The organism is Gibbsiella dentisursi, from assembly GCF_039539505.1.
Classification (GTDB): Bacteria; Pseudomonadota; Gammaproteobacteria; order Enterobacterales; family Enterobacteriaceae; genus Gibbsiella; species Gibbsiella quercinecans.
Map to the genome: position 1 here is coordinate 1,399,286 of NZ_BAABDG010000002.1, position 22,533 is coordinate 1,421,818.

Below are 22,533 nucleotides of genomic sequence, written 5' to 3' on the forward strand. Positions count from 1 at the left end.
GCAGCCTACCGCAGCATATGTTGCCGGGTTGGCAGGGGGCCGGCGCCGCGTGAGCGGCCTGGCATGGCAACAACGGGTGACACTCTTTGCCGCGGATCATGCCATAAAACGTGGGCTAAACCCAGCGTGGTATGCGCATTGCCCCGCTGCCAGCGGCCCGGCAACGGCCTCGCGCCTGATTAGGCCTCGGTGAACGGCAGGCGCTGTTCAATGATCCCGCCGCCCAGGCAGACTTCGCCCTGATAGAATACTGCCGACTGGCCAGGGGTGACCGCCGCAACGGGATCATCAAACCGCACTTCGATGCGATCGGCATCAAGCGGGGTTACGCTGCAGGGCAGATCCTGCTGACGATAGCGGGTTTTCACCGTGCAGCGGAAAGCGCCCGCCAGCGGTTCGCGGTCGACCCAGTGCAGCTGTTGGGCAATCAGCCCGACGGACATCAGGCGCGGGTGCTCGTGGCCTTGCGCGACAACCAGCACGTTATTGGCGACGTCTTTATCCACCACGTACCACGGATCTTCACTGCTGTCTTTCATACCACCGATGCCCAGGCCCTTGCGTTGCCCCAGCGTATGGTACATCAGCCCCTGGTGCTCGCCGATGGTTTGGCCGTCGACGGTGACGATCGGGCCTGGCTGCGCGGGCAGGTAGCGCGCAAGGAAATCACGGAATTTACGCTCGCCGATAAAGCAGATGCCGGTCGAGTCTTTCTTTTTCGCGGTGACAAGATCCAACTGTTCCGCGATGCGGCGCACCTGGGGTTTTTCCAGCTCGCCCACCGGGAACAGGCTCTGCGCCACCTGCTGGTGGCTTAGGGTGTACAGGAAGTAGCTCTGGTCTTTGTTGCCGTCTACGCCACGCAGCAGGCGGCTTTTACCGTCGACGTCCTGGCGGCGCACATAGTGCCCGGTGGCGATGTAATCCGCGCCCAAATCTTCCGCCGCAAATTCCAGGAAAGCTTTAAATTTGATTTCCTTATTGCACAGAATATCGGGGTTTGGTGTGCGCCCGGCTTTATATTCTTCCAGGAACAGCTCAAACACGTTGTCCCAGTATTCCGCCGCAAAGTTCACCGTGTGCAGTTCAATGCCGAGTTTATCGCATACGGCTTGCGCATCGGCCAGATCGGCCGAGGCAGAGCAGTATTCCTCATCATCGTCCTCTTCCCAGTTTTTCATGAACAGCCCAGCGACTTGATAGCCCTGTTGCTGTAACAGATAGGCGGTAACGGATGAGTCGACGCCGCCGGACATCCCGACGATTATTTTTTTCTGGCTATTGTCTGACATGGGAATCTCACGAGCTTGAACACGAATGAACCGTGCAGGTAAAAACAAGCGCAGGATTTTATCACGGTGCCGCCGGCGACGCACGGCACTTCTTGCTGCGTGGCTGAACCGTTATTGGTAGTGGCTGATCAACGACAGCGGGTAATGTTCATTGCGTTGATAGCAGCGCAGGCTTTCCGCCACCAGCGGCGAGCGCAGGTTGCCGGCAGAAAGAATTTGCTCGGCCGGCAGCCATAAACAGCGATCGATATCGCTGTCGTGCGGCTCGGTTGGCAGCGTTTCCGCTAACTCAATGGCGAAGCTGAAGCGCAAGAACGGCGTGTTGTCGGGGGCGGTCCACTGGTGCAGTTTGAGGAATGACTGCGGTGTGGCGCGGATGCCGGTTTCTTCCCACAGTTCGCGTTCTGCCGCTTCGATCAACGTTTCGTTGGCCTCCAGGTGGCCGGCTGGTTGGTTCCACAACGCCTTGTGATTAATGGTTTCCTCAACGATCAGGAAACGGCCTGCGGCGTGCACCACGCAGGCCACGGTAACGTGGGGTTTGAACATGCTGTTTCCTTTGTTTTGCTATTCTGATGCTTTACTCGGCCGCTTTCTCCTTGGCGAATGCGGCGCTAAACGGCATCAAGGGTTTTCCATTCGCCGGGCTGCAGATCGCCAAGGGAAAGCTCTCCCATACTGTAGCGAATCAAACGCAGGGTAGGGAACCCAATGTGCGCCGTCATGCGCCGCACCTGGCGGTTACGCCCTTCAAAAAGGGTGATTTTCAGCCAACTGGTGGGAATGGATTTGCGCTCACGGATCGGCGGATTACGCGGCCACAGCCAGTCCGGCTCTGCAACGCGCTCGATGCCGGCGGGCAGCGTCATGCCATCTTTCAGCTCTACGCCCTGGCGCAGCCGGGCCAGATCATTTTCCTGCGGTTCGCCTTCCACCTGCACGTAGTAAACCTTGCCGGTGCGTTTGCCTGGCTGAGTTAACTGCGCCTGTAACTTGCCGTCGTTGGTCAACACCAGCAGGCCTTCGCTATCGCGATCCAACCGCCCGGCGGCGTAGACATCGTTAAAAGGGATAAACGCCTTTAGCGTGGCGCGGCCGGCTTCATCGGTGAACTGGGGTAATACGTCGAAGGGTTTATTGAATAACACCACCCGGCGCGGCCCCTGGGGCACAGGGCGCGGGCGTTGGCGGGTTTTGCTGAATCGTTTAACTTGGTGATTTTTAACAGGGAATTTAGTCATAATAGTTGAGATTATGAAGGATTAGCGCATTATAACGCAATCCGTTTTGGATTGGCGTGAACTGAATATTCGAGTAGTATTGACACGTATCTTACAAAGCATTAACAAATTGCGCTTGAAGGAGAGGTTGATGGAAAGCAAAGTAGTGGTTCCGGCGGAAGGTGAGAAAATTACGGTTGATGCCAAGGGTAAACTGGTTGTTCCCAATAACCCGATTATCCCCTTCATTGAAGGCGACGGTATCGGCGTAGACGTTACCCCGGCGATGATTAATGTGGTTGATGCCGCGGTTAACAAAGCCTACGGCGGCGAGCGTAAGATTGCCTGGATGGAAATTTACACCGGTGAAAAATCCACCCACGTTTACGGCAAAGACGTTTGGTTGCCGGATGAAACGCTGGAGCTGATTCGTGATTACCGCGTTGCCATCAAAGGCCCCCTGACCACCCCGGTCGGCGGCGGTATCCGCTCCCTGAACGTGGCGCTGCGCCAGCAGTTGGATTTGTACGTCTGCCTGCGCCCGGTGCGTTACTACCAGGGCACGCCAAGCCCGGTAAAACACCCTGAACTGACCGATATGGTGATCTTCCGTGAAAACGCGGAAGACATCTATGCCGGCATTGAATGGAAAGCCGGCTCTGCCGAAGCGGATAAAGTGATCAAATTCCTGCGCGACGAAATGGGCGTGAAGAAGATCCGTTTCCCAGAGCAGTGCGGTATCGGCATCAAGCCATGTTCAGAGCAGGGCACCAAACGCTTGGTGCGTGCGGCGATCGAATACGCCATCGCCAATGATCGCGATTCAGTCACGCTGGTGCACAAAGGCAACATCATGAAGTTCACCGAAGGCGCCTTTAAGGATTGGGGCTATGAGCTGGCGCGTGAAGAATTCGGCGGCACGCCAATCGACGGTGGCCCGTGGCTGACGATCAAAAACCCGAAAACCGGGAAAGATATCGTGGTTAAAGACGTGATTGCCGATGCGTTCCTGCAGCAAATTCTGCTGCGCCCGGCGGAATACGACGTGATCGCTTGTATGAACCTGAATGGTGACTACATCTCCGACGCCCTGGCGGCACAGGTTGGCGGTATCGGCATTGCCCCGGGCGCCAACATTGGCGACGAGTGCGCACTGTTCGAAGCCACCCACGGCACGGCGCCAAAATATGCCGGCCAGGATAAAGTGAACCCAGGTTCAGTGATCCTGTCTGCAGAAATGATGCTGCGTCACATGGGCTGGGTTGAAGCAGCCGATCTGATTGTTAAGGGGATGGAAGGTGCGATTGCTGCCAAGACTGTCACCTATGACTTCGAACGCCTGATGGAAGGCGCTAAGCTGCTGAAATGTTCAGAGTTTGGCGACGCTATCGTTAAACACATGTAAGTGTGTTTTAGCGCTGAATGATTACGGGAGCTTAATGCTCCCGTTGTTTTATTATTAAAATCGCAACTTTTATCAAAACATTATCAAAACGTTTTATCAAAACCCCTTCCGTTTGCTCGATCAGATAGCGACAGTTATCCAATCTTTACCTCGATCATCATGATAACTATCGGTCTGTTTTCTGGATTTATGGCCAAGAAGAAGTTGGGTATTGAGCCCCTGTTCGCTATAGAGTCGTTCAGATAAAGACCGTTGTTCATGAAATGTGGCCGGCGTTCCCGCTCCCCAGTCAATATTTGCCTTTTCTCGGGCCTTAGTGAAATTCGTTGTCAGCGTATTTCCCGTAACCAAACTGCACGAGGGTGATGCGGCGTGAACTATTCTCCGATTGCTGCAGGTTTCAAGAGGCTGTTGCCACAGACAGACCTCAAAAACGAGGCTGTCCTGCTGTGATGATGATGGGCTGAACATGGGGGAAGCTTCATTGAGGGCTGCCTGGCAATGCTGGATGTGCGGCTTGAGATGGACCCGGAAACAGAGCGTGAAAATATTTATGAAAAAATGCTAACGCAGTCCGAAAATTGTACTTTAGTTTGATAAGAATGGTCACGTAGCTTATTTAATAAAACCTCGCTTGTGCGAGATTTTATTATGTTCTCATATTCATATAAACATATGTGCGGCATTATTAATGCATGACAAGGTTATTATGAGTATGGTTTATTAATGGCGACGCACGATTATGACCGCGCTGAATAGGGTGAACAATAACATAATCCATGCCATCGTCCACGGCGTGCCATCGTGAAAACACGCAAGCAAAAGCGAAGAGATAATGCCGCTGCCATATTGCAATGCGCCGATCAGTGCCGAGGCTGAACCCGCTAGTGATGGCACTGCATCCAATGCTGCAGTCGTTGAGGTAGCGGCGATGACGCCGTTCATTGAGAAGAACAGGAATACCGTCACCACCACTGCAACAATGCCACCAAGTTGCAGTTTTGAAACCAGTGCTAAAGTCAGTGTTGCAAGTGCTGCCACAGCCACAGCGATTTTCAGTAGTCTGTCCAGCGGGTGTCGCGACACCAGACGCCGATTCACCATGCTCATCATCATCACGCCGACAATATTGAGTGCGAACAGCCAGCCGTAATATTGCGGATCAACGCCGTAAAAACTGATATAAACAAATGGTGAGCCAGTCATAAAGGCATATGCGGCAACGTAATAAAAGGTCAGGCACAGTGTAAAGCGCATAAACACACGGTTACGTAGTAACGATGAGTAGTTATGAAATACACCCGCCAAAGATATCTTTATCCGTTTTTCCGGTGGTAGCGTTTCCGGCAGGGCAAACAATGAGAGAAACATCAGCCCGCCAATTATCACCAGTAACCAGAAAATGGCATGCCAACTGGTGAGCTTGATGATCTGCCCTCCTGCCAGCGGCCCGATAATAGGGGCGATCGCCATAATGAAAAGTAGCGTTGAGAGCATTTGCGCGGCGCGGATGCGGGTAAACGAATCGCGGATCATCGCCCGCGCTAGCATTGGCCCAGTACAGGCGCCAAAGGCCTGGAACACTCGCCAGAAGACAATCTGCTTTATATCGGTCGATAGCGCGCATCCGGCAGAACCGATAACAAACAGCCCCATGCCGATAAATAACGGCAGACGGCGGCCAAAGGCATCGCTGATCGGTCCCCATACCAGTTGTGCTAGCGCAAAGCCAATGAGAAAACCAGTGATAGTCAGTTCAATATCACCCTGTAGCTCGCTTGCCATCAGCGGCATCGCAGGGAGATAAATATCCGTTGACAGAGACGCGAAGGCCATTAGTGTGCTAAGAATCGCCAGAAACAGCGGCCCGTGAATCTTGTTGTCCATATACTCTTTTTAACCTGTAAGTGATTATTCCTGTATCTAAGAATTGTCGTTAATACGGCAGCCCTGTTTTCCCGCTATATTGGTAACGTATGATCAAAGAATTCGTTTTATCGTCCTCCTCGAAGCTTCTTGCTGTGGCAAAGAACTGGTGGTGCTGGGCATACTTATTCACGACGAACGCCAGTCCTGAATCATAGATATGCGGTGATAGGGTGTGCCGCCCACACAATATCGTTAAGGTTGAATGCACCAATGATATTTGACCGGCTACGGCAGAGCCGCCACTCTCTGGAGCTAGCTTAGCTGCCCGAAACTGAGCAGCGCCAAGCAGATAGCAGCATACAACGCATAATTATTGCAGACACGGTGGTAGCAACTCAGCCGGTGTTGAGTCTTGAATGTGACAATCTGTTCAAGTATTAGGTCAAAACTAATTACCCAATGCTCCTCCTTATACTTAGTAAAATCAAGCTGTTCCTATGATTTCAGGTATAGATCCGACGAGAGATATAATTTTGACAACTCGTGTAATACCTATATTTGTGATACGGGCACAAGCGAACCTTTGCCCGGGTTGCGAATAGCAGGACGAGCGTAACATATTGAACTTAGCCTTAGCCCACGTAGCTTTTATGTTGCGTGGGCGTTGCTGCTTAAGGGAATGGCGCTGAGTGAGACGTTTGAGGCTGAAAAGCAACGCTCAGAGTCTCCAGTATAGACAGGCTTGAAGATCTGGGGCGAGTCTACGCTAAGGCAGGCGGGAGGATTTACTTTAGAGCACATTCTTTATTGATTTCATCCTCAATATCCCGATCTTTCGAGTGCTCTACAAGTCCCCTTATCATTGACAGATGCTGGCCGAGTGCTGCGGAATATAGGCAATTTTCGGTGGTATACTTATGTCCATCGAAATATCTATCGCTATCGGCTCCGCGCCAGCAGAACTGGTTGCGGGCAACAGCTATGCGCTAACAGTGACGTACTCCTCGGCGGGATATACGGAAACCTTCAATGCTGCATCGTCCGATACGTCGATCGCCACCCTGGCGGCTGAGGCACTCTGACGATAAACGGCGGGGTACGGCTACTGTAAGCATACCTGTTATTGATAACGGCGGTTTACTGCAAAAAGATGATGCTATCTAACTCTGGAACTCAAGCAGACCACTGCGTGTTTAGCCCAGCTTTCAATGCATTATCTCTGCAGACGTGAGCACTAATAGCAAAGCCTCATGGCGCTAAAACAGTAGAATATGCTATTTGTTTCACTGAAAACTATTAGCATGAAATTCATTTTTAAACAGTCCCTGTTCCTGTTGCTCTCTGTACTGATTGTGGCGCTTGCGGTCGTCGCGTTATTTTTAGACATCCACTGGTTGCACAATGATGTGAAGGAACTGTCCATCACCGAGGTTTCTCAAGAGCTCATCCTGGCTGTGATTATCGGTATAAACGTTTTTCAGACGGTGAGGGGCAGGGAGAGAACGCGTATTTCTGTATTAATCGCCGGTTTTTTCGGCTGTATGCTGATCCGTGAAATGGACTTTCTATTTGATGCGATCGCCTTTGGCTCATGGGTGTGGTTTGCCCTGGCCGTTGCCGCAGTGAGCCTTTTCTTGGGCCTTAAAAAACCGGCTGAGGCCGTTAACCAACTGGCTGTTTTTATGCGCCATCCTGCCTATGGCATGATGTTTTCCGGCCTGCTCTGCATATTGATATTTTCGCGCCTGTTTGGGATGCATATCCTGTGGCAGCAACTGCTGCAGGATGAATATATTCGGGTGGTAAAAAACGCGGTGGAAGAAGGCTCCGAGCTGTTCGGTTATTTGCTCTGCCTGATGTCGACATGCTGGTATCTGGCAACCAACAGGAAAACAGACCGCTGCGGCTAGCCTCTGTTCTCTCGGCATAACCGGCCGCGTTGTTAACAAACCCAACGGGAACCCAGCGGTTCCCGTTTTTTGCAACTGTGCTGAAAATACGTATGCCGGCCAGGCTGGTTATCATCGCGGCTTTGGATTACTGCCTGTCAGGCCGCCGGCTCTTGCTGGCGGATAAAGCGCGGGATGGCCCGTGTGTAAATAATTTCGCTCACCAGTTCAACCAGCGTTTGCGTTATCACCGCGGCGGCGGCCAGCACCCTGATATTTTCCGGCAATGCCAGCGCAAGGGGTAGCACCACCAGCGAGTTGCGCGTTGAGGCGCTAAACGCCACGGCGCGGGCGCTTGCAGTGGGCAGGCGGAAAAGGCGCGCAGCGAAGGCGCCGGCCAATGGCGCCAGAACCGCGAAGCACAGATAAACGGGCACCACCGGTAGCAGCCACGTGATTTCTCTTACTACGGTATTAATTTGGGAGCCTATCACCGCAATTAAAACCGCCGCCATCGCGGGAACAGGTAACCAGCCCCACATGGCGTTCCATGCGCTAACGGCTTTTGATTTCCTGGAAAGATAGAGGGTAATTACCGCCAGGCACAGTGGTATGAGAATCAAAAAAACGAAGGCTTCGATAAACGGCTCTACAGATATCTTTATGGTAACCTGGCCGGCGGCGATGATCTTAAGATAAAGCGGCAACAGCATAAGCTGCAGGATCAGCAGCAAGGGGGTGGCGGAAAGCACTAGCCGTGAATTCCCTTTCCCAATATGTGTGAATACTACGACATAATCAATACACGGGGTAAGCAACACTAACAGTGCGCCAATAAAAATGGCGGTATTGTCGGCGATCGCCAGCGTCAGCAAGCCGACAATAACCGGAATAAAAATAAAGTTTGCGGTCATCAGGGCGAAAAGAAACCGTTTATCAGAGAAAGTTTCTTTCAGCGCCAGAAATGGGATCTGTAAAAACATGGCGTACATCAGAATGGCGATAAGAGGGGTGACCAGCATGCCCAGGCGTTCAAAAACGTGTGGTAATGCTAAACCTGATGCCATGGCAACAATCACACAAATGATATAAATCCAAACCTGATTTTTCTCTATTGAGTCTCTGCTCAAAACATTAACCCTCGAAACTATGCGGAAATCGCAGACATATGGCCATTTATAAGCCCTGATGTTACAAGATGTTAAGATTAACACGCTTTAAAAACGCAGTAAAAGTCGCTGCCGTGAGGGGTAAGCAAAAAAGAAAATAGCGCAACCAGCAGAAGTTGACCGGTGTAGTTTTGGGGCTGTCTCTGGGCTTTGTTCTGTAACAACAAGAACAATAGGGAAAATGCAGGTGATTTAGAGCCTATACCATTAGGGCTATTTTACTTGCCATTTTGGCCCTGGGCAGTGCTCGAAATCCTCACGTACTCTGTGTACGCTCCGGTTTACTCGCTGCGCTCGCCCTACGGGCCGGACTAAAGTCCGTTCAACATACACGGCATGTTGTCTGCGCGCTGGCCGTGTCCAAACTGGCTGCGACAATAACGCCTACTGGGATAGGCTCTTAGCACTCTATGTTGTGTGAGCGCAGGCAACGCTGCGTTGTTTTGTTACGAATAAGTCATTATGATAATTTATCAAGCAATAAGTGAATATTGCCGGGTGTGTATATGATATTTTCGAAGTCTGGTCGCCGGCCATTCCGGCATTATTGCGCAATGCGAGTAATAAACATTAAGGTGTGGTTTGCTTGCTTGAGTATCGCCCTGGTGCTTGCCTTTAATTTATATTACTTTAATCTTATTAATCCTTGGCCCCGTACGTTAACCAATCCAGGTTTTTACATCGATGCATTATCGTTGCTTTTTCCGTTGTTTGTTTTTTATGCGATAACGGCGTTAACGATAAGTATTATTTCAGCTTTTTGGATCCGCCTTGGTCTTTATCTTTGGATTGTGGGGCAAAGTTTTGATTTAGCTGACGAGATCGTTTATCAACCTAAATGGGTTGCCTATTTTCTTGAAGATACCACAAGGCTATTGGGGATGTTCTTTGTCGCTATCGGCGCTTATAAACTGATCGGCAAGATCAATGCCATGTATATGGCGGCGCGGGTCGAATCTTTTAGCGATCAGTTGACGCAACTCCCCAACCGGCGTTTCTTTATTGATACGCTGAGAGAAAAGAAAGGCACTATCGCGTTAATGATCATTGATATTGATTTTTTCAAGCAAGTGAATGATACCTACGGCCATATCGTCGGCGATGAGGTGCTTTATAACTTTGGTAAACTGCTTGCCGGCATGATTGGCGAGCAGTTTTTTGCCGCCAGGATAGGTGGTGAAGAATTCGCCGTTATTCTTGACGATGTTTCTGAGACAGAGGCCCAGACCATTGCGGCGACGATACTCGCCTCTGCAAGAAAGATACGGGTGAATAATGACTATCCCTTGTCGGTCAGCATGGGGGTAGGGATAAAACATGCTGGTGAAACGCAAGATGTGCTGATTAAAAAAGTCGACGAAGCGCTATACCGCGCAAAGAGAAACGGCCGCGGCAGGATCGAATGGGCCAGCGGCGCAGGCTTCAATTGATGTTCCTAAGCGGTAGGGCTGTTTATCGGCGTGCCGCGGTTGGCTATTTTCGGTTGCAGCCTGCATTATGGGCTTTTGGGGGCACATTCATTGAGGAAACCGTATTATGCTCAAGATACTCGGTAAATCGTCATCTATTAACGTGCGCAAAGTGCTTTGGCTGTGCGAAGAGGCAGCGATTAGCTATGAACAACAAGATTATGGCTCGGGGTTTATCTCTACGCAGACTGCGCAATTCAAGGCGTTGAACCCCAATGGTCTGGTGCCAGTTATCGTTGATGATGGTTTCGTGCTGTGGGAATCCAACACGATTTGCCGCTATCTGGCCGGGCGTGAGCGGCGCGACGATCTGCTGCCGGTGGCGCCCCGGCAACGTGCGCTGGTTGAAAAATGGATGGATTGGCAGGCGACGGAGCTGAATAACGCCTGGCGCTATGCCTTCATGGGGTTAGTGAGGAAAAGCCCGGCGTATAGCGAACAGCCTGCGATTGCGGCCAGCATTGCCGGCTGGAATGCGCATATGGGCATACTGGAAGCCCAGTTGGCGGCGACCGGCGCTTATGCGGCTGGCGAAACCTTTACGCTGGCCGATATCGTATTAGGGCTGTCGGTCAACCGCTGGAAAATGTCGCCGATAGACCGCCCCGCGTATCCGGCAATCGATAAATACTATGCGCTGTTAAATCAGCGGCCTGCCTTTCAACGATATGGTAATAATGGCGAACCCTGACGGATAACATGCGCTATTGGTTCATCAGAATGGCTTAAGGTAAAATTCACGGTTTTCACCATGCCTTTATAAGGCTTGTTTTTCTCGAACTGCCATTTTGCGACCGCTTGGATCACGGCATCGTCAAACAGGTAACGCGGTTGGGATTCAATAATGCGTATCTGGCTGACTTTGCCGTCAGCCCCCACATCGTATTCAAATTTAACATGGCCAGTTAGGGCGTTAGCCCGCGCATACGCCGGGTACATTGGATATTTGGCGCTGAGTAATTTAGGTTCGTTGGTATCTCGCTTGGCAGGTGGTGCCGTGTGGGATGTGCAGGCGCTTAATGGCAAAGCCAGTATGGCGGCCAGCATGAGAGGTTTGATCATCGTTTCAGTCCCTTGGTGAGAATGGTTTTCATTATAATGTTGGCCGTATGCCAAGGCTATATTTTTATGTTGCTTACCAGCATGTTAGCCATAATTCCTGCCCATCGAAAGGCCATCGCTATTCTGTCTGTTAGATTCCACTTATCGATTCAATAAAGCATACGTATTGGAAAGCTATCTAAAACCCCTGTAGTTTCTTTCCTGTCATTAACCCGGAGGAAATAGATATGTCTTTGATCAATACCAAAATCAAACCATTCAAGAACCAAGCGTTTAAAAATGGTGAGTTTATTGAAGTTACGGAGAAGAGCGTTGAAGGGAAATGGAGCGTATTCTTCTTCTATCCTGCCGATTTTACCTTTGTTTGCCCAACTGAACTGGGTGATGTTGCCGATCACTACGAAGAATTCCAGAAACTGGGCGTAGACATCTATTCTGTTTCCACCGACACCCACTTCACCCACAAAGCGTGGCACAGCAGCTCCGAAACTATCGCTAAAATCAAATACGCGATGATCGGTGACCCAACTGGCGCGCTGACCCGTAACTTTGACAACCTGCGTGAAGCTGAAGGCCTGGCCGACCGTGGTACCTTCATCGTTGATCCTGAAGGCATCATCCAGGCAATCGAAGTGACTGCAGAAGGCATTGGCCGTGATGCATCCGATCTGCTGCGTAAAGTGAAAGCGGCACAGTATGTTGCCAGCCACCCAGGTGAAGTTTGCCCGGCTAAGTGGAAAGAAGGCGACGCAACGCTGGCTCCTTCTTTGGATCTGGTCGGTAAAATTTAATTACCTCGCTTTTTTTGCTATTCACGTAATCGGGTGCATTGCACCCGTTTTTCTGCCAGGGAGACATCATGCTCGACACTACTATGAAAACCCAACTCAAGGCCTATCTTGAGAGATTGACCAAGCCAGTTGAGTTGATCGCCTCATTGGATGACAGCGCCAAATCATCCGAAATCAGGGAGCTTCTGGCAGACATCGCTGGATTGTCAGAGAAAGTTTCTTTTGTTGAAAAAAACGATCAACCCGTACGTAAACCGTCATTTTTGGTGACCAATCCCGGTTCTGAGCACGGCCCGCGTTTTGCCGGTTCCCCGCTGGGGCACGAGTTTACCTCGCTGGTTTTGGCCCTGCTGCAGGTGGGCGGGCATCCATCGAAAGAAGCGGAATCGCTGCTGGAGCAAATTCGCCAGCTTGACGGCGAGTTCCACTTTGAAACCTATTATTCATTAACCTGCCACAACTGCCCTGATGTGGTTCAGGCGTTAAACCTGATGGCGATCCTCAATCCGCGCATTACGCATACGGCGATTGACGGCGGCGCTTATCAGAACGAGATTCAGGAACGCAATATTATGGGCGTTCCGGCGGTATTCCTCAACGGCAAGGAATTTGGCCAGGGCCGCATGACGTTGAGTGAAATCGTTAACAAAATCGACACCGGCGCGGAAAAACGCGCTGCGGCGGAATTAAGCAACCGTGATGCTTACGATGTATTGATCGTCGGCAGCGGCCCGGCGGGCGCAGCCGCCGCGATATATTCCGCACGCAAAGGCATCCGTACCGGCCTGATGGGCGAACGCTTTGGCGGCCAGATTCTGGATACCGTGGATATCGAGAACTATATTTCCGTGCCTAAAACGGAAGGGGCTAAGCTGGCTGCGGCATTGAAAGTGCACGTCGACGATTACGCCGTGGATGTGATCGACACGCAAAGCGCCACCAAATTAATTCCTGCGGCGGGTGAAGGCCAACTGCACCAGATCGAAACCGCATCGGGCGGCGTATTAAAAGCCCGCAGCCTGATCATCGCCACCGGGGCGCGCTGGCGCAACATGAACGTGCCGGGCGAAGAGCAATATCGTACCCGCGGTGTTACCTACTGCCCGCACTGCGACGGCCCGTTGTTTAAAGGCAAACGCGTGGCGGTTATCGGCGGCGGCAACTCCGGTGTGGAAGCGGCGATTGACCTGGCGGGTATTGTGGAGCACGTTACGCTGCTGGAATTTGCGCCAGAGATGAAAGCCGACTCGGTGCTGCAGGATAAGGTCCGCAGCCTGCCAAACGTCGATATCATCCTGAATGCGCAAACGCTGGAAGTGAAGGGCGATGGCGCCAAGCTGACGGGGCTGCAGTATAAGGATCGCGTTACGGAAACGGTGCACGATCTGTCGCTGGCGGGTATCTTCGTACAAATCGGCCTGTTGCCGAATACCAACTGGCTGGAAGGCACCGTTGAGCGCAATCGGATAGGTGAAATCATCATCGATGCCAAATGCGAAACGACGGTTAAAGGCGTATTTGCCGCTGGGGATTGCACCACGGTTCCTTACAAACAGATTATCATTGCCAGTGGTGAAGGCGCTAAGGCCTCACTGAGCGCCTTTGATTATCTGATCCGTAGTCAGCCGGCAAAATAAACGGCGCGTATACTTATTAAGTAAGGCGGCATATCTATGCCGCCTTTTGCGTGCAAAATTACCTGTGCCAGCAACAAAAATGCCTGGCAAAACCTCTTTACTTCAGCTTTTCATACCGCATACGAACTAACCGCTGGCGCCATATGTCCAACCGTGTTTAACGGCGAGACTTATTGGCAATGAAGAAACTCTCAGTTGTGTTCGCGTTGTGTATGGCAGTATTGCTGGCCGGCTGCGCCGACAGCGGGCGTAGTGCCCAAGAGGAAGGAACCACGGTGCACGGCACGATTAGCATGGGCACCACAATTCACTGATAACTCTGTGGTGCCTCCGATTGCGAAGGCACTATCTACCCTAATGGGGCTATTGGCGTTATCCCGCATGTTTTACAGCCGTGGGGTATTATGCGCCGCGTTGAAAATCCATTCGGATAAACTGTTTGCCATTGGGGAGGGTGGTGCTTTCCTGGCCTATGCAGTCAAACCCCACTGCGCGCATCGATGCTTCCAGTGTGCTTTCCTCGATATCAAGATGGATGGAAGCAACGTCCTGCAGTTTATCCAGATAGGGCGACTCAGAGACGAAATCACAACCTCGGTTTTTTTGGATAACGCAGGATACGTAGTGGATTTTATCGTTGTTGACCAACCGGGTGAAAGCCGGCAGGCCGATATATTCAATCAGCAGGTTGGCGACAACCAGTTCGCTGTCCGGCAGGGTGGTGTTTGCCGCGCCCAAATCCAGGTTTAACAGGGTTAAAGTGTTTTTTAATTCAGGATAACGTTCGGCACAGGCGGATAAATAGTTTTCATTTACGTCCACGCCATAGGCTTTCTGTATTTTTTCCGGGTTAATATGCTCCAGCCCGTTTCCACCGGCAACGCCAAGGATGCAAATAGTTTCAACCGGAAAGTTATTCAATTGGCCACGCATAATTTCATTTAGCGTTTGCAATTGTTTAACATTATCGAGCTTCATATGGGATTCATAAATAGATAATGAAACTTTCTCCCAAGGATTTGACATATTGGTTTCCCTTATTTGTTGTGAACAACGGTTCATTTACCAATAAGCCACTATACAAAATCAATAAAATTATTCCCTGGTGGGGATATAAAGCGATATGTTTGGTTTTTTCATCAGCCGTTAGCGTAAAAGACTAAAAACTTATCGATAGAAAAAGAATACGTTACGGTATGAATAATAATGATTATTGCTCAGCAATAATATGCCTGCAGTTGAGGCAACGCCTCGGCCTTTAACTGGTACAGATGGTGTGGCCTGCCGGTTGAACCGTTCAAAACTCGGGTACTGAGAATATTTATTTCAGTAAGATAAATCAGATACTTGCGGCATGAAATGCGTGAAACGCCAATCGCCTGGGCCAATGTGTCGGTGGTAAATTCCACGCCGTTCTGGCGCCCAATCCATTCGCAAACCGTGCCGAGGGTGATGCTGGTCAGCCCTTTTGGCAGCTTGGGGGTTTTATTATTGCCGCCGGGTAGCCGGCGCAACAGGCTATCAACCTCGTCCTGGCCGCAGCATTCATGCCGTGCCAAAAGCTGTAATTGTTGCTGGTAGCGTTCCAGCGCGGCTTTAAAACGGTTAAATGGCACCGGCTTTATTAAATAATCCACCACCCCATAGTGCAAGGCACGGCGCACCGTATTGGCGTCCTTGGCCGCAGAAATAATAATCACCTCTGTTCTTTCCTCCCGTTTGCGTAATATCGGTAGCAGTTCAAGTCCGTTTTCCTGATGGACATGGATATCCAGCAGTACCAGATCGATCCGGGTCGTGTAGTCACTAAGCAACATTAGCGCCTGTGGCAGTGTGGCAACGGCCGCGTGGCAGTGAAAGCCGCTTATTTGGCCCAGATAAGCTGTGTTGAGCTGGCTTATTTTGGGGTCGTCTTCAACAATGAGTACGTTAATCATGGATGCAGTTCTTGCCTTGGTTCCATATCTACATTGCCGCCCGCTGCATCATGCCATGCGTAAACCTGTTCGTTCCGCCGCCGTAAGGGCAAGTCTGCGCTCACAAAAGCAGGGGGCTGGCGCAATCCCTGTGGCTACAGTGTAAATGATTATTCCAAAGGGGAAAGTGCGAATTACTGATCGGACACAGGCTGTGTCAATGGTACCCGGGTTTTACGCCGTAGTAGTTAATTAATGGTTTCCAGATGGAAATCATATTGCTAGTATTGTGCCTGTTTTAGGCTTTTAAAGTTTCTTTTTTGCATTCAATTGGCAATGAGGTACTCAGTTATGGCAACCGAAAATTGTACGGGCTCTCCTGGCCCCCTTGAGGACGCATTGTCTCGGCTGCAATGTGTGCTGGTGGCACGCCGAACCCGTTATAACCCGGAAACCGTTACATGGGGCCAGTACGATATTCTGGAACTGCTGCGCCTGGACGGCGCGGCGACGCCTTCTACATTGGGCGAGCGCTTGGGCATGGCGCGCACTGGCGTATCTAAAGCTTTGCGCGTGCTGAAAGATCAGGGGCTGGTGGCGCAGGCGCCGGCCGAAGGCGATCGCCGTGAGCAAGTAACAATACTGACCGAGCTTGGTGAAGATTTCCTGGCACGCGCGGCCAGCGGCCGCCATGATGCCGCTCAACGCCTGGCAGGAGCCTTGACGCCGGGCGAACAGGCTATCTTTACGGAGCTGTGTCATAAGGCAAGTGCCGCGCTGGAGAGCGAGGGGCTTCATGACGTGGCCGGCCGCCGATGAGCACTCAGAGTAATCACCGGCAGGCTATCGAAATCTTCGGCGCCCGTGAGAATAACTTGCAGAATATCAGCCTGCGTATCCCCAAACAGCGTATTACCGTGTTTACCGGCGTTTCCGGTTCGGGCAAATCCTCACTGGTGTTTGGCACCCTGGCCGCCGAATCGCAGCGCCAACTGAATGAGCACTACAGCGCCTTTGTTCGCCACCGCCTGCCGCATTATGGGCAGCCGCAGGCCGACAGCCTTAAAAATCTGCCGGCTTCGATTGTCATCGATCAAAAACCGCTGGGCGGCAATGCGCGCTCAACGGTGGGCACGGTAACCGATATCCAGCCGTTGCTGCGGCTGCTGTTTTCACGCGCTGGGCAGCCATTTGTCGGCTACGCGAATGCCTTTTCCTTCAATCATCCCCAGGGCATGTGCCCAGAGTGTGAGGGGCTTGGGGTGGTCGACCAACTGGATCTCACGCGGTTGTTCGATCGCCGCAAATCGCTGAACCAAGGAGCGATTAATTTTCCCACCTTTGCCCCAGGGACTTTCCGCTGGAAGCGCTATGTGTACTCAGGGCTGTTTGATAACGACATGCCACTTCACGACTATAGCGAGGCGCAGTGGCAAACCCTGCTGTATGCCGACGATCTGGCCGTGCCGGCCCCGTTGCCGGGCTGGCCAGCCACCGCGCGTTATCAGGGCGTGGTGCCGCGCTTGCGGCGCGCCTATCTGGATCACGAACCCCGCCGCCTGAGCCAGGCGGAACGGGAGGGGCTGGCGCATGTTATCACTCGCCAAATCTGCCCTGGGTGTGGCGGCTCGCGGCTCAATCCAACCATTTTGTCTTGCCGTATCCAGGGGAAATCCATTGCCGACTGTGCAGCGATGGACGTGGTGGACTTACTGGCGTTTATTCGCAGTATCAATATTGCGGCGGTCGCCAGCGTGGTGGCGGCCATTGCCGAACGGCTGGCACAGATGGTGGCGATTGGCTTGGGATATCTGAGCCTGGCGCGTGCGACGGCCAGCCTGTCTGGCGGTGAGTCGCAACGGGTCAAAATGGTGCGCCATCTTGGCAGTAGCCTGGCCGACATTGCCTATATTTTTGATGAGCCGAGCGTGGGGCTGCACCCGCGTGATGTGCGCCAGCTCAACATACTGCTGTGCAGGCTACGTGACAAAGGGAATACCGTGCTGGTGGTCGAGCACGATCCTGACGTGATCGCGATAGCCGATCATGTGGTGGATCTCGGGCCGCAGGCCGGTAGCGCGGGCGGTAACGTGGTCTATCAGGGCAGCTATGCCGGCTTATGCCAGGCCGATACACTAACCGGCCGCAGCCTGGCACAACGCCCAACGCTTAAGCGCCCGCTTCGCCAGCCAACGGGCCAACTGCCACTGCGCGACCAGTCATTACACAGCCTGCGGCGGGTGAATGTCTCTTTTCCGACCGGCGTGCTGACCGTGGTAACCGGAGTGGCTGGCTCCGGCAAAAGTACCCTGGTCAACCACCTGTTGCCGCGCGCATACCCTCATGCGGTGTTGATAGATCAGCGCGCGCTGGCCGCAAACCGACGTTCTTCCATCATCAGTTATCTCGGGGCGCTGGAGCCGCTACGCGCGCAGTTTGCCCGCAGCAGCGGCCGGCCAATCAGCCTTTTTAGCAATAACGGCCAGGGGGCGTGCCCGATATGCAAGGGACTAGGGCTGGTGCAGACGGATCTGGCCTTTATGGACAATGTGGAAACGCCTTGCGATGCCTGTGACGGTACCGGGTTCACGGCCGCTGCGCGCGCTGTGCTCTGGCAGGGGCTGAATATTGCACAGGCTCTGGCGTTATCGGTGGCCGCCGCGGCGCAGCGTTTTGCCGCGGATGCAGCCATCGCCGTGCCATTGCAGCGCCTGGCACAGGTGGGGCTGGGGTATGCCTGCGTGGGGCAGCGGCTGAACACGCTCTCCGGCGGGGAACGGCAGCGCTTGAAACTGGCCGCCAGCTTAGGCGGTGCGCACCCACTGTATGTTTTTGATGAACCGACCAGTGGGTTGCATATGGCAGATGTTGCGCGTTTGCTGGCGGTATTCGATGATTTAACTGCCCAGGGGAGCACGGTTATCGTGGTGGAGCATAATCTGGATGTTATCGCCCATGCCGACTGGCTGGTTGAAATGGGGCCGGGTGCCGGCAAGCAGGGTGGGCAGGTGATTTTTAGCGGGACGGCAACCGAGATGCTGGCTTCCCCGGCATCGGTGACGGGGCCATTCTTGAAACGGCATCTCAGCGGGCACGGTTGATATTGGCCTGGGCGATAAAATCCAAAAATGCCCGCAGCGGCGGCGCCATATGGCGCCGGCTTGGGTAGTAAAGGTAAAAGCCGGGGAAGGCGGGTGTCCACTCCGGCAGCAACTGCACCAGCCGCCCTTGAGCGATATCATTATCAACCTGATGCGCAAACTGGTATGCAATGCCGGCGCCGGCGCACGCCACTTGGGTGAGCATCGCCGGCTCATCAACCATCAACGGGCCATCGACCACTACCTCCAGCTTTTCATCCCCCCGCTCAAACTCCCAACGGTACAGGCTGCCGTCGCTTGGCCGGCGATAACCCAGGCAGCGGTGGTGGATCAGATCCTGCGGCCGTTTGGGTTCCCCGGCGCGCGCCAGATAGGCCGGGCTGGCGACCACCTTCATCAGCAGATCGCCGCTCAGACGGGTGGCGATCATGTCCTGATGCAGCTTTTCACCCAGGCGAATGCCGGCGTCGAAGCGCTCGGCGACAATATCAATCAACCGCTCCTCGGTCACGATATCCATGCGCACATCCGGGTATGCCAGTAAAAATTTGCCCAGTATCGGCGCCAAATAGGTGACGGCGGCAACCCGTGAGGTATTCAGCCGGAGCACGCCGGCAACGCGCTGCGCGGTTTGTTTCGCGTCAAGCACCGCGCCTTCAAGCTCCTGCAGCGCCGGCGCCAGCCGCCGTATCAGCCGTTGGCCGGCCTCCGTTGGGGCAACGCTGCGGGTGGTGCGGTTAAGCAGGCGCACGCCAAGGCGCTCTTCCACCCGGCGAACCGTTTGGCTAAGCGTCGAGGCGGTAACGCCCAGATGGGCCGCGGCCCGGGTGAAGCTGCCATGTTCTATGATTGCTGCGAAAGCACGCAGTTCAGCATATTCAGTGCCGCGCATTATGTTTGTTTCCCCACATAGCCTGCTTGGTTTTTTCATATTTTTTAAATAATAGCAAAAGTCTATTGTTGCCTGGGTGAAAGAAACCAACACGGGGGGAGCAACAGATGGGGCGATTTAGCGGCAAAAACATACTGATCACCGGGGCAACCAGCGGCATTGGCCGTGCCGGGGCGCTGCGTATTGCGCACGAAGGCGGGCTGGTGATCGCCACCGGCCGCAATGCGGAAAAGCTTGCGGCGCTGCGGCAGGAACTTCCAGACAGCGCGCGGGTGATTTATAACGATGCAGCGGCGCCAGAGCCGGCTGCCGAACTGGTTGCGCTTGTTAGTGAGGTCGGTTCGTTGGACGGCCTGTGGCTGAATGCGGGCTATGCCGCCGTCGGGGAAGTGGCGCAGGTTACGGCCGCTGCTTTTGATGCCATGATGAATGCCAATGTCCGTGGGCCCGCGTTACAGCTGGCGCAACTTTCCGCGCAGCTTAACGACGGCGCATCGGTGGTTGTCACCGCATCAACATCGGCCTATGAGGGTGCGGCCATCGCCAGCCTGTATGCCGCCACTAAAGGCGCACTGATCTCGCTCGCACGCTGCTGGGCTTCGGCGCTGGGGCCGCGAGGGATCCGGGTGAACACCCTGGTTCCCGGCCCGATCGCCACGCCTTTTCGGGATTTTATGGCCCCGTCTTTACGCGCAAGTTTCGAGGCCGAGGTAGCTGGCCGCCTGGCTTTGCCACGTATTGGCACCGCCGAAGAAGCCGCTGCGGTCGCCTTGTTTTTGTTGTCTGATGAGGCAGCCTTCGTCACCGGCAGTCAGTATCTGGTCGACGGTGGGCTAACTCTGCTATAGGCCCGCGTGGGCAATGATGTAGGTGACAGGTAACAATGAACTCCACGTGGGCGATATTGTCTGGATCTCTGTAAAGGGCAAACACCGTCACGGGGCATATCGCCAGTGCCGCCAAGAGGCCGGCGCCCGTGAGCAGTGCGTATTGTTCGGGTCAGTCTGCTTTTTATTCTGCTAGATAAAACAAGAGGATACTGTAATGACATTTAACGTACTCGGCTACGCCGCACAGTCATCGAAAGCACCGCTGGCGCCGTTCCATTTTGAACGCCGTGAACCGCGTGAGGATGATGTTGTGATTGAGATTCTCTACTGTGGCGTTTGCCATTCCGATCTGCATCAGGCCCGTAACGACTGGGGCTTTAGCCAGTATCCGATCGTGCCGGGGCATGAAATCGTCGGACGGGTGGCCGCGGTCGGCGCGCAAGTCAGCAAGTTCAAGGCCGGCGATCTGGTGGGCGTTGGCTGTATGGTGGACTCCTGCCGGGAATGTTCACCCTGTAAAAAAGGGCTGGAGCAGTATTGCGAACAGGGCAATGTGCAGACCTATAACGGCATCGATCGCCACGATCATAGCGTGACCTACGGCGGTTACTCGCAAAAAATCGTTTGTTCGCAAGACTTCGTATTACGTGTTCCTGAAAAACTGGATTTGCAGGCGGTGGCGCCGCTGCTGTGTGCGGGCATCACCACCTGGTCGCCGCTGCGCCGTTGGGGGGTAACCAAAGGCAGTAAGGTCGCGGTGGTGGGGCTGGGCGGGCTGGGGCATATGGCGCTCAAGTTGGCGCATGCGCTGGGCGCCGAGGTGACCTTGTTTACCCGCTCGCCGGGCAAGGAAGCTGACGCCAAGCGCCTCGGCGCCGATCATGTGGTGATCTCCACCGATGCCAAACAGATGGCGGCGGTGAAAAGCGAGTTTGAACTGATCATTGATACCGTGCCTTACATCCACGATATCAACCCGTATATGCCCACGCTGACGCTGGACGGCACGCTGGTGTTTGTCGGTTTGCTCGGTGATATCGATCCGGTGTTGAACACTATCCCAATGGTATTGGGGCGCCGCTCGGTCGCCGGTTCCTGCATTGGCGGGATCGCGGAAACCCAGGAAATGCTGGATTTTTGCGGCGAGCACAACATAACGGCGGATGTTGAACTGATCAACATGGATGAGATCAACCACGCCTATGAGCGGATGCTGAAAAGCGATGTGAAATACCGCTTCGTGATTGATATAAAAACGCTGGTTGCGTAAGGGGTTGGCGGGCAGGCCGGCGAGTGCTGCGGGCCTGCCCATTTTTTGCGCATAACTAGTGTTTTGCGCGCCTTAGCCGTGGCGGCGCGGGTTGTCGTCTTGCAAAATATGTTGCTGCAACAGGGCCACCAGCGCGGCGGTGTCGCGCTGTTCCAGCGCCGCCACCATGGCGAAATGCTCTTGCGAAGATTTCACCACCCGCGCATGCGAGGTCCACTGGCCGAGCGGGGCCGATGGCACCCGGCTGCGCAGATCAAAAATCAACTCAATCAGATCGTGATTGGGGCAGGGCGCCAGTAGCGCGCGATGAAACGCCAGGTTGGCCTCATACTGCTGCAGCAGGTTGCCGTAATGGGTTTCATGCTCGAACTGTTCGGCGCAGCTTCGCAGCGTCGCCAGGGTCTGCGTATCAATATGGGCGACGATGCCTGGCGCCGCCGCGCATTCCAGGGTGGCGCGAATTTCGGAGATATTGCGCCGTTGCTGCTCGTTGGGGGAATACACGTGGTAACCACGGTTGGGCACGTGCTGCACCAAGCGTTCGCTCACCAATTGATCCAACGCCCGGCGTACCTCGCTGCGGCTGCAGGCATAGCGCTGCGTCAACTCGACCTGTTTTAGCCACGAGCCAGGAGGAAACACGCCCTTACTGATATCCATTGCCAGATCGTTGGCGACATTCACCAATACACTCTTCAATTGCTCCATCCAGGTTGCCTTT

Annotated in this window: 21 protein-coding genes and 2 pseudogenes; 12 read left to right on the forward strand and 11 right to left on the reverse strand. The window is 53.5% G+C overall.

Going from position 1 to position 22,533, the window contains the following annotated elements; genetic code table 11:
- Nucleotides 1-179: 179 nt before the first annotated feature.
- The 3 genes from mnmA to rluE all read right to left on the reverse strand — a co-directional run bounded on the left by mnmA (nucleotide 180) and on the right by rluE (nucleotide 2,533).
- Complete coding sequence (mnmA, locus tag ABFX35_RS06795) at nucleotides 180-1,292, reverse strand: tRNA 2-thiouridine(34) synthase MnmA (protein ID WP_346079979.1); 1,113 nt, start codon at nucleotides 1,290-1,292, stop codon at nucleotides 180-182.
- Between the two features lie 111 nt (nucleotides 1,293-1,403).
- A complete protein-coding gene (locus tag ABFX35_RS06800; RefSeq protein ID WP_095844607.1) occupies nucleotides 1,404-1,841 on the reverse strand; it encodes an NUDIX hydrolase in 438 nt (145 codons plus the stop codon).
- A gap of 65 nt (nucleotides 1,842-1,906) precedes the next feature.
- Nucleotides 1,907-2,533: a 23S rRNA pseudouridine(2457) synthase RluE gene (gene rluE / locus ABFX35_RS06805; RefSeq protein ID WP_279028698.1), complete on the reverse strand. Its 627-nt coding sequence runs from the start codon at nucleotides 2,531-2,533 to the stop codon at nucleotides 1,907-1,909.
- A 130-nt stretch (nucleotides 2,534-2,663) separates the two neighbouring features.
- Between rluE and icd the strand changes: the two genes are divergently transcribed.
- Entirely contained in the window at nucleotides 2,664-3,917 is a 1,254-nt protein-coding gene (icd, locus tag ABFX35_RS06810; RefSeq protein ID WP_095844605.1) for an NADP-dependent isocitrate dehydrogenase, read from the forward strand.
- 120 nt (nucleotides 3,918-4,037) lie between these two features.
- Here the strand turns inward: icd and ABFX35_RS06815 are convergent.
- Nucleotides 4,038-4,265: pseudogene (locus ABFX35_RS06815) on the reverse strand (site-specific integrase); the annotation flags it as partial.
- 24 nt (nucleotides 4,266-4,289) lie between these two features.
- Here ABFX35_RS06815 and ABFX35_RS06820 point away from each other — a divergent pair.
- Nucleotides 4,290-4,514, forward strand: a pseudogene (locus ABFX35_RS06820) (antiterminator Q family protein).
- Nucleotides 4,515-4,640: 126 nt separating this feature from the next.
- On the opposite strand, the gene ABFX35_RS06825 reads toward ABFX35_RS06820, so the two are convergent.
- Complete coding sequence (locus ABFX35_RS06825; RefSeq protein WP_279027670.1) at nucleotides 4,641-5,804, reverse strand: multidrug effflux MFS transporter; 1,164 nt, start codon at nucleotides 5,802-5,804, stop codon at nucleotides 4,641-4,643.
- Nucleotides 5,805-6,703: 899 nt separating this feature from the next.
- Between ABFX35_RS06825 and ABFX35_RS06830 the strand changes: the two genes are divergently transcribed.
- Both ABFX35_RS06830 and ABFX35_RS06835 read left to right on the forward strand, forming a co-directional pair.
- Nucleotides 6,704-6,868 (forward strand): hypothetical protein, encoded by a 165-nt coding sequence (locus ABFX35_RS06830; RefSeq protein ID WP_279027669.1) that lies wholly within the window; start codon nucleotides 6,704-6,706, stop codon nucleotides 6,866-6,868.
- Between the two features lie 219 nt (nucleotides 6,869-7,087).
- Nucleotides 7,088-7,696, forward strand: a complete 609-nt coding sequence (locus ABFX35_RS06835; protein ID WP_346079983.1) for a hypothetical protein — start codon at nucleotides 7,088-7,090, stop codon at nucleotides 7,694-7,696.
- Nucleotides 7,697-7,833: 137 nt separating this feature from the next.
- On the opposite strand, the gene ABFX35_RS06840 is transcribed toward ABFX35_RS06835, so the two are convergent.
- Nucleotides 7,834-8,742: an arsenic resistance protein gene (locus ABFX35_RS06840; RefSeq protein WP_279027665.1), complete on the reverse strand. Its 909-nt coding sequence runs from the start codon at nucleotides 8,740-8,742 to the stop codon at nucleotides 7,834-7,836.
- A 692-nt stretch (nucleotides 8,743-9,434) separates the two neighbouring features.
- Here ABFX35_RS06840 and ABFX35_RS06845 point away from each other — a divergent pair.
- Nucleotides 9,435-10,274 (forward strand): GGDEF domain-containing protein, encoded by an 840-nt coding sequence (locus ABFX35_RS06845; protein ID WP_346079985.1) that lies wholly within the window; start codon nucleotides 9,435-9,437, stop codon nucleotides 10,272-10,274.
- A 106-nt stretch (nucleotides 10,275-10,380) separates the two neighbouring features.
- Nucleotides 10,381-11,004, forward strand: coding sequence for a glutathione S-transferase family protein (locus ABFX35_RS06850; RefSeq protein WP_279027661.1), 624 nt, complete (start codon nucleotides 10,381-10,383; stop codon nucleotides 11,002-11,004).
- Here ABFX35_RS06850 and ABFX35_RS06855 read toward each other — a convergent pair.
- Nucleotides 10,974-11,375: a TonB family protein gene (locus tag ABFX35_RS06855; RefSeq protein ID WP_346079988.1), complete on the reverse strand. Its 402-nt coding sequence runs from the start codon at nucleotides 11,373-11,375 to the stop codon at nucleotides 10,974-10,976. The two genes, ABFX35_RS06850 and ABFX35_RS06855, sit on opposite strands and share 31 nt — an antisense overlap.
- A gap of 227 nt (nucleotides 11,376-11,602) precedes the next feature.
- Between ABFX35_RS06855 and ahpC the strand changes: the two genes are divergently transcribed.
- A complete protein-coding gene (gene ahpC, locus ABFX35_RS06860; protein WP_279029030.1) occupies nucleotides 11,603-12,166 on the forward strand; it encodes an alkyl hydroperoxide reductase subunit C in 564 nt (187 codons plus the stop codon).
- Between the two features lie 68 nt (nucleotides 12,167-12,234).
- A complete protein-coding gene (gene ahpF, locus ABFX35_RS06865) occupies nucleotides 12,235-13,803 on the forward strand; it encodes an alkyl hydroperoxide reductase subunit F (protein WP_346079990.1) in 1,569 nt (522 codons plus the stop codon).
- Nucleotides 13,804-14,205: 402 nt separating this feature from the next.
- On the opposite strand, the gene ABFX35_RS06870 is transcribed toward ahpF, so the two are convergent.
- Nucleotides 14,206-14,781 carry a hypothetical protein gene (locus ABFX35_RS06870; protein WP_346079992.1) on the reverse strand — a complete coding sequence of 192 codons (576 nt, stop codon included), beginning with the start codon at nucleotides 14,779-14,781 and terminating at the stop codon, nucleotides 14,206-14,208.
- Between the two features lie 239 nt (nucleotides 14,782-15,020).
- The gene (gene dcuR / locus ABFX35_RS06875; RefSeq protein WP_346079994.1) at nucleotides 15,021-15,740 is read right to left on the reverse strand and encodes a two-component system response regulator DcuR; all 720 of its coding nucleotides are present in this window, start codon (nucleotides 15,738-15,740) and stop codon (nucleotides 15,021-15,023) included.
- Between the two features lie 402 nt (nucleotides 15,741-16,142).
- Here dcuR and ABFX35_RS06880 point away from each other — a divergent pair, with 402 nt between their 5' ends.
- On the forward strand, nucleotides 16,143-16,538 hold the full coding sequence (locus tag ABFX35_RS06880) for a MarR family winged helix-turn-helix transcriptional regulator (protein ID WP_279029022.1): 396 nt from the start codon (nucleotides 16,143-16,145) through the stop codon (nucleotides 16,536-16,538).
- A complete protein-coding gene (locus tag ABFX35_RS06885) occupies nucleotides 16,535-18,820 on the forward strand; it encodes an ATP-binding cassette domain-containing protein (protein WP_346079997.1) in 2,286 nt (761 codons plus the stop codon). The genes ABFX35_RS06880 and ABFX35_RS06885 overlap by 4 nt, the downstream gene beginning before the upstream one ends.
- On the opposite strand, the gene ABFX35_RS06890 is transcribed toward ABFX35_RS06885, so the two are convergent.
- Entirely contained in the window at nucleotides 18,804-19,712 is a 909-nt protein-coding gene (locus ABFX35_RS06890; protein WP_279025759.1) for a LysR family transcriptional regulator, read from the reverse strand. The genes ABFX35_RS06885 and ABFX35_RS06890 overlap by 17 nt on opposite strands.
- Before the next feature lie 107 nt (nucleotides 19,713-19,819).
- Here ABFX35_RS06890 and ABFX35_RS06895 point away from each other — a divergent pair, with 107 nt between their 5' ends.
- Together ABFX35_RS06895 and ABFX35_RS06900 are read left to right on the forward strand one after the other, a co-directional pair.
- Complete coding sequence (locus ABFX35_RS06895; protein WP_346079998.1) at nucleotides 19,820-20,560, forward strand: SDR family oxidoreductase; 741 nt, start codon at nucleotides 19,820-19,822, stop codon at nucleotides 20,558-20,560.
- Nucleotides 20,561-20,756: 196 nt separating this feature from the next.
- A complete protein-coding gene (locus ABFX35_RS06900) occupies nucleotides 20,757-21,812 on the forward strand; it encodes an NAD(P)-dependent alcohol dehydrogenase (protein ID WP_346080000.1) in 1,056 nt (351 codons plus the stop codon).
- A gap of 72 nt (nucleotides 21,813-21,884) precedes the next feature.
- Here the strand turns inward: ABFX35_RS06900 and ABFX35_RS06905 are convergent, their stop codons facing one another.
- Entirely contained in the window at nucleotides 21,885-22,520 is a 636-nt protein-coding gene (locus tag ABFX35_RS06905; RefSeq protein ID WP_346080002.1) for a GntR family transcriptional regulator, read from the reverse strand.
- Between the last annotated feature and the right edge of the window lie 13 nt (nucleotides 22,521-22,533).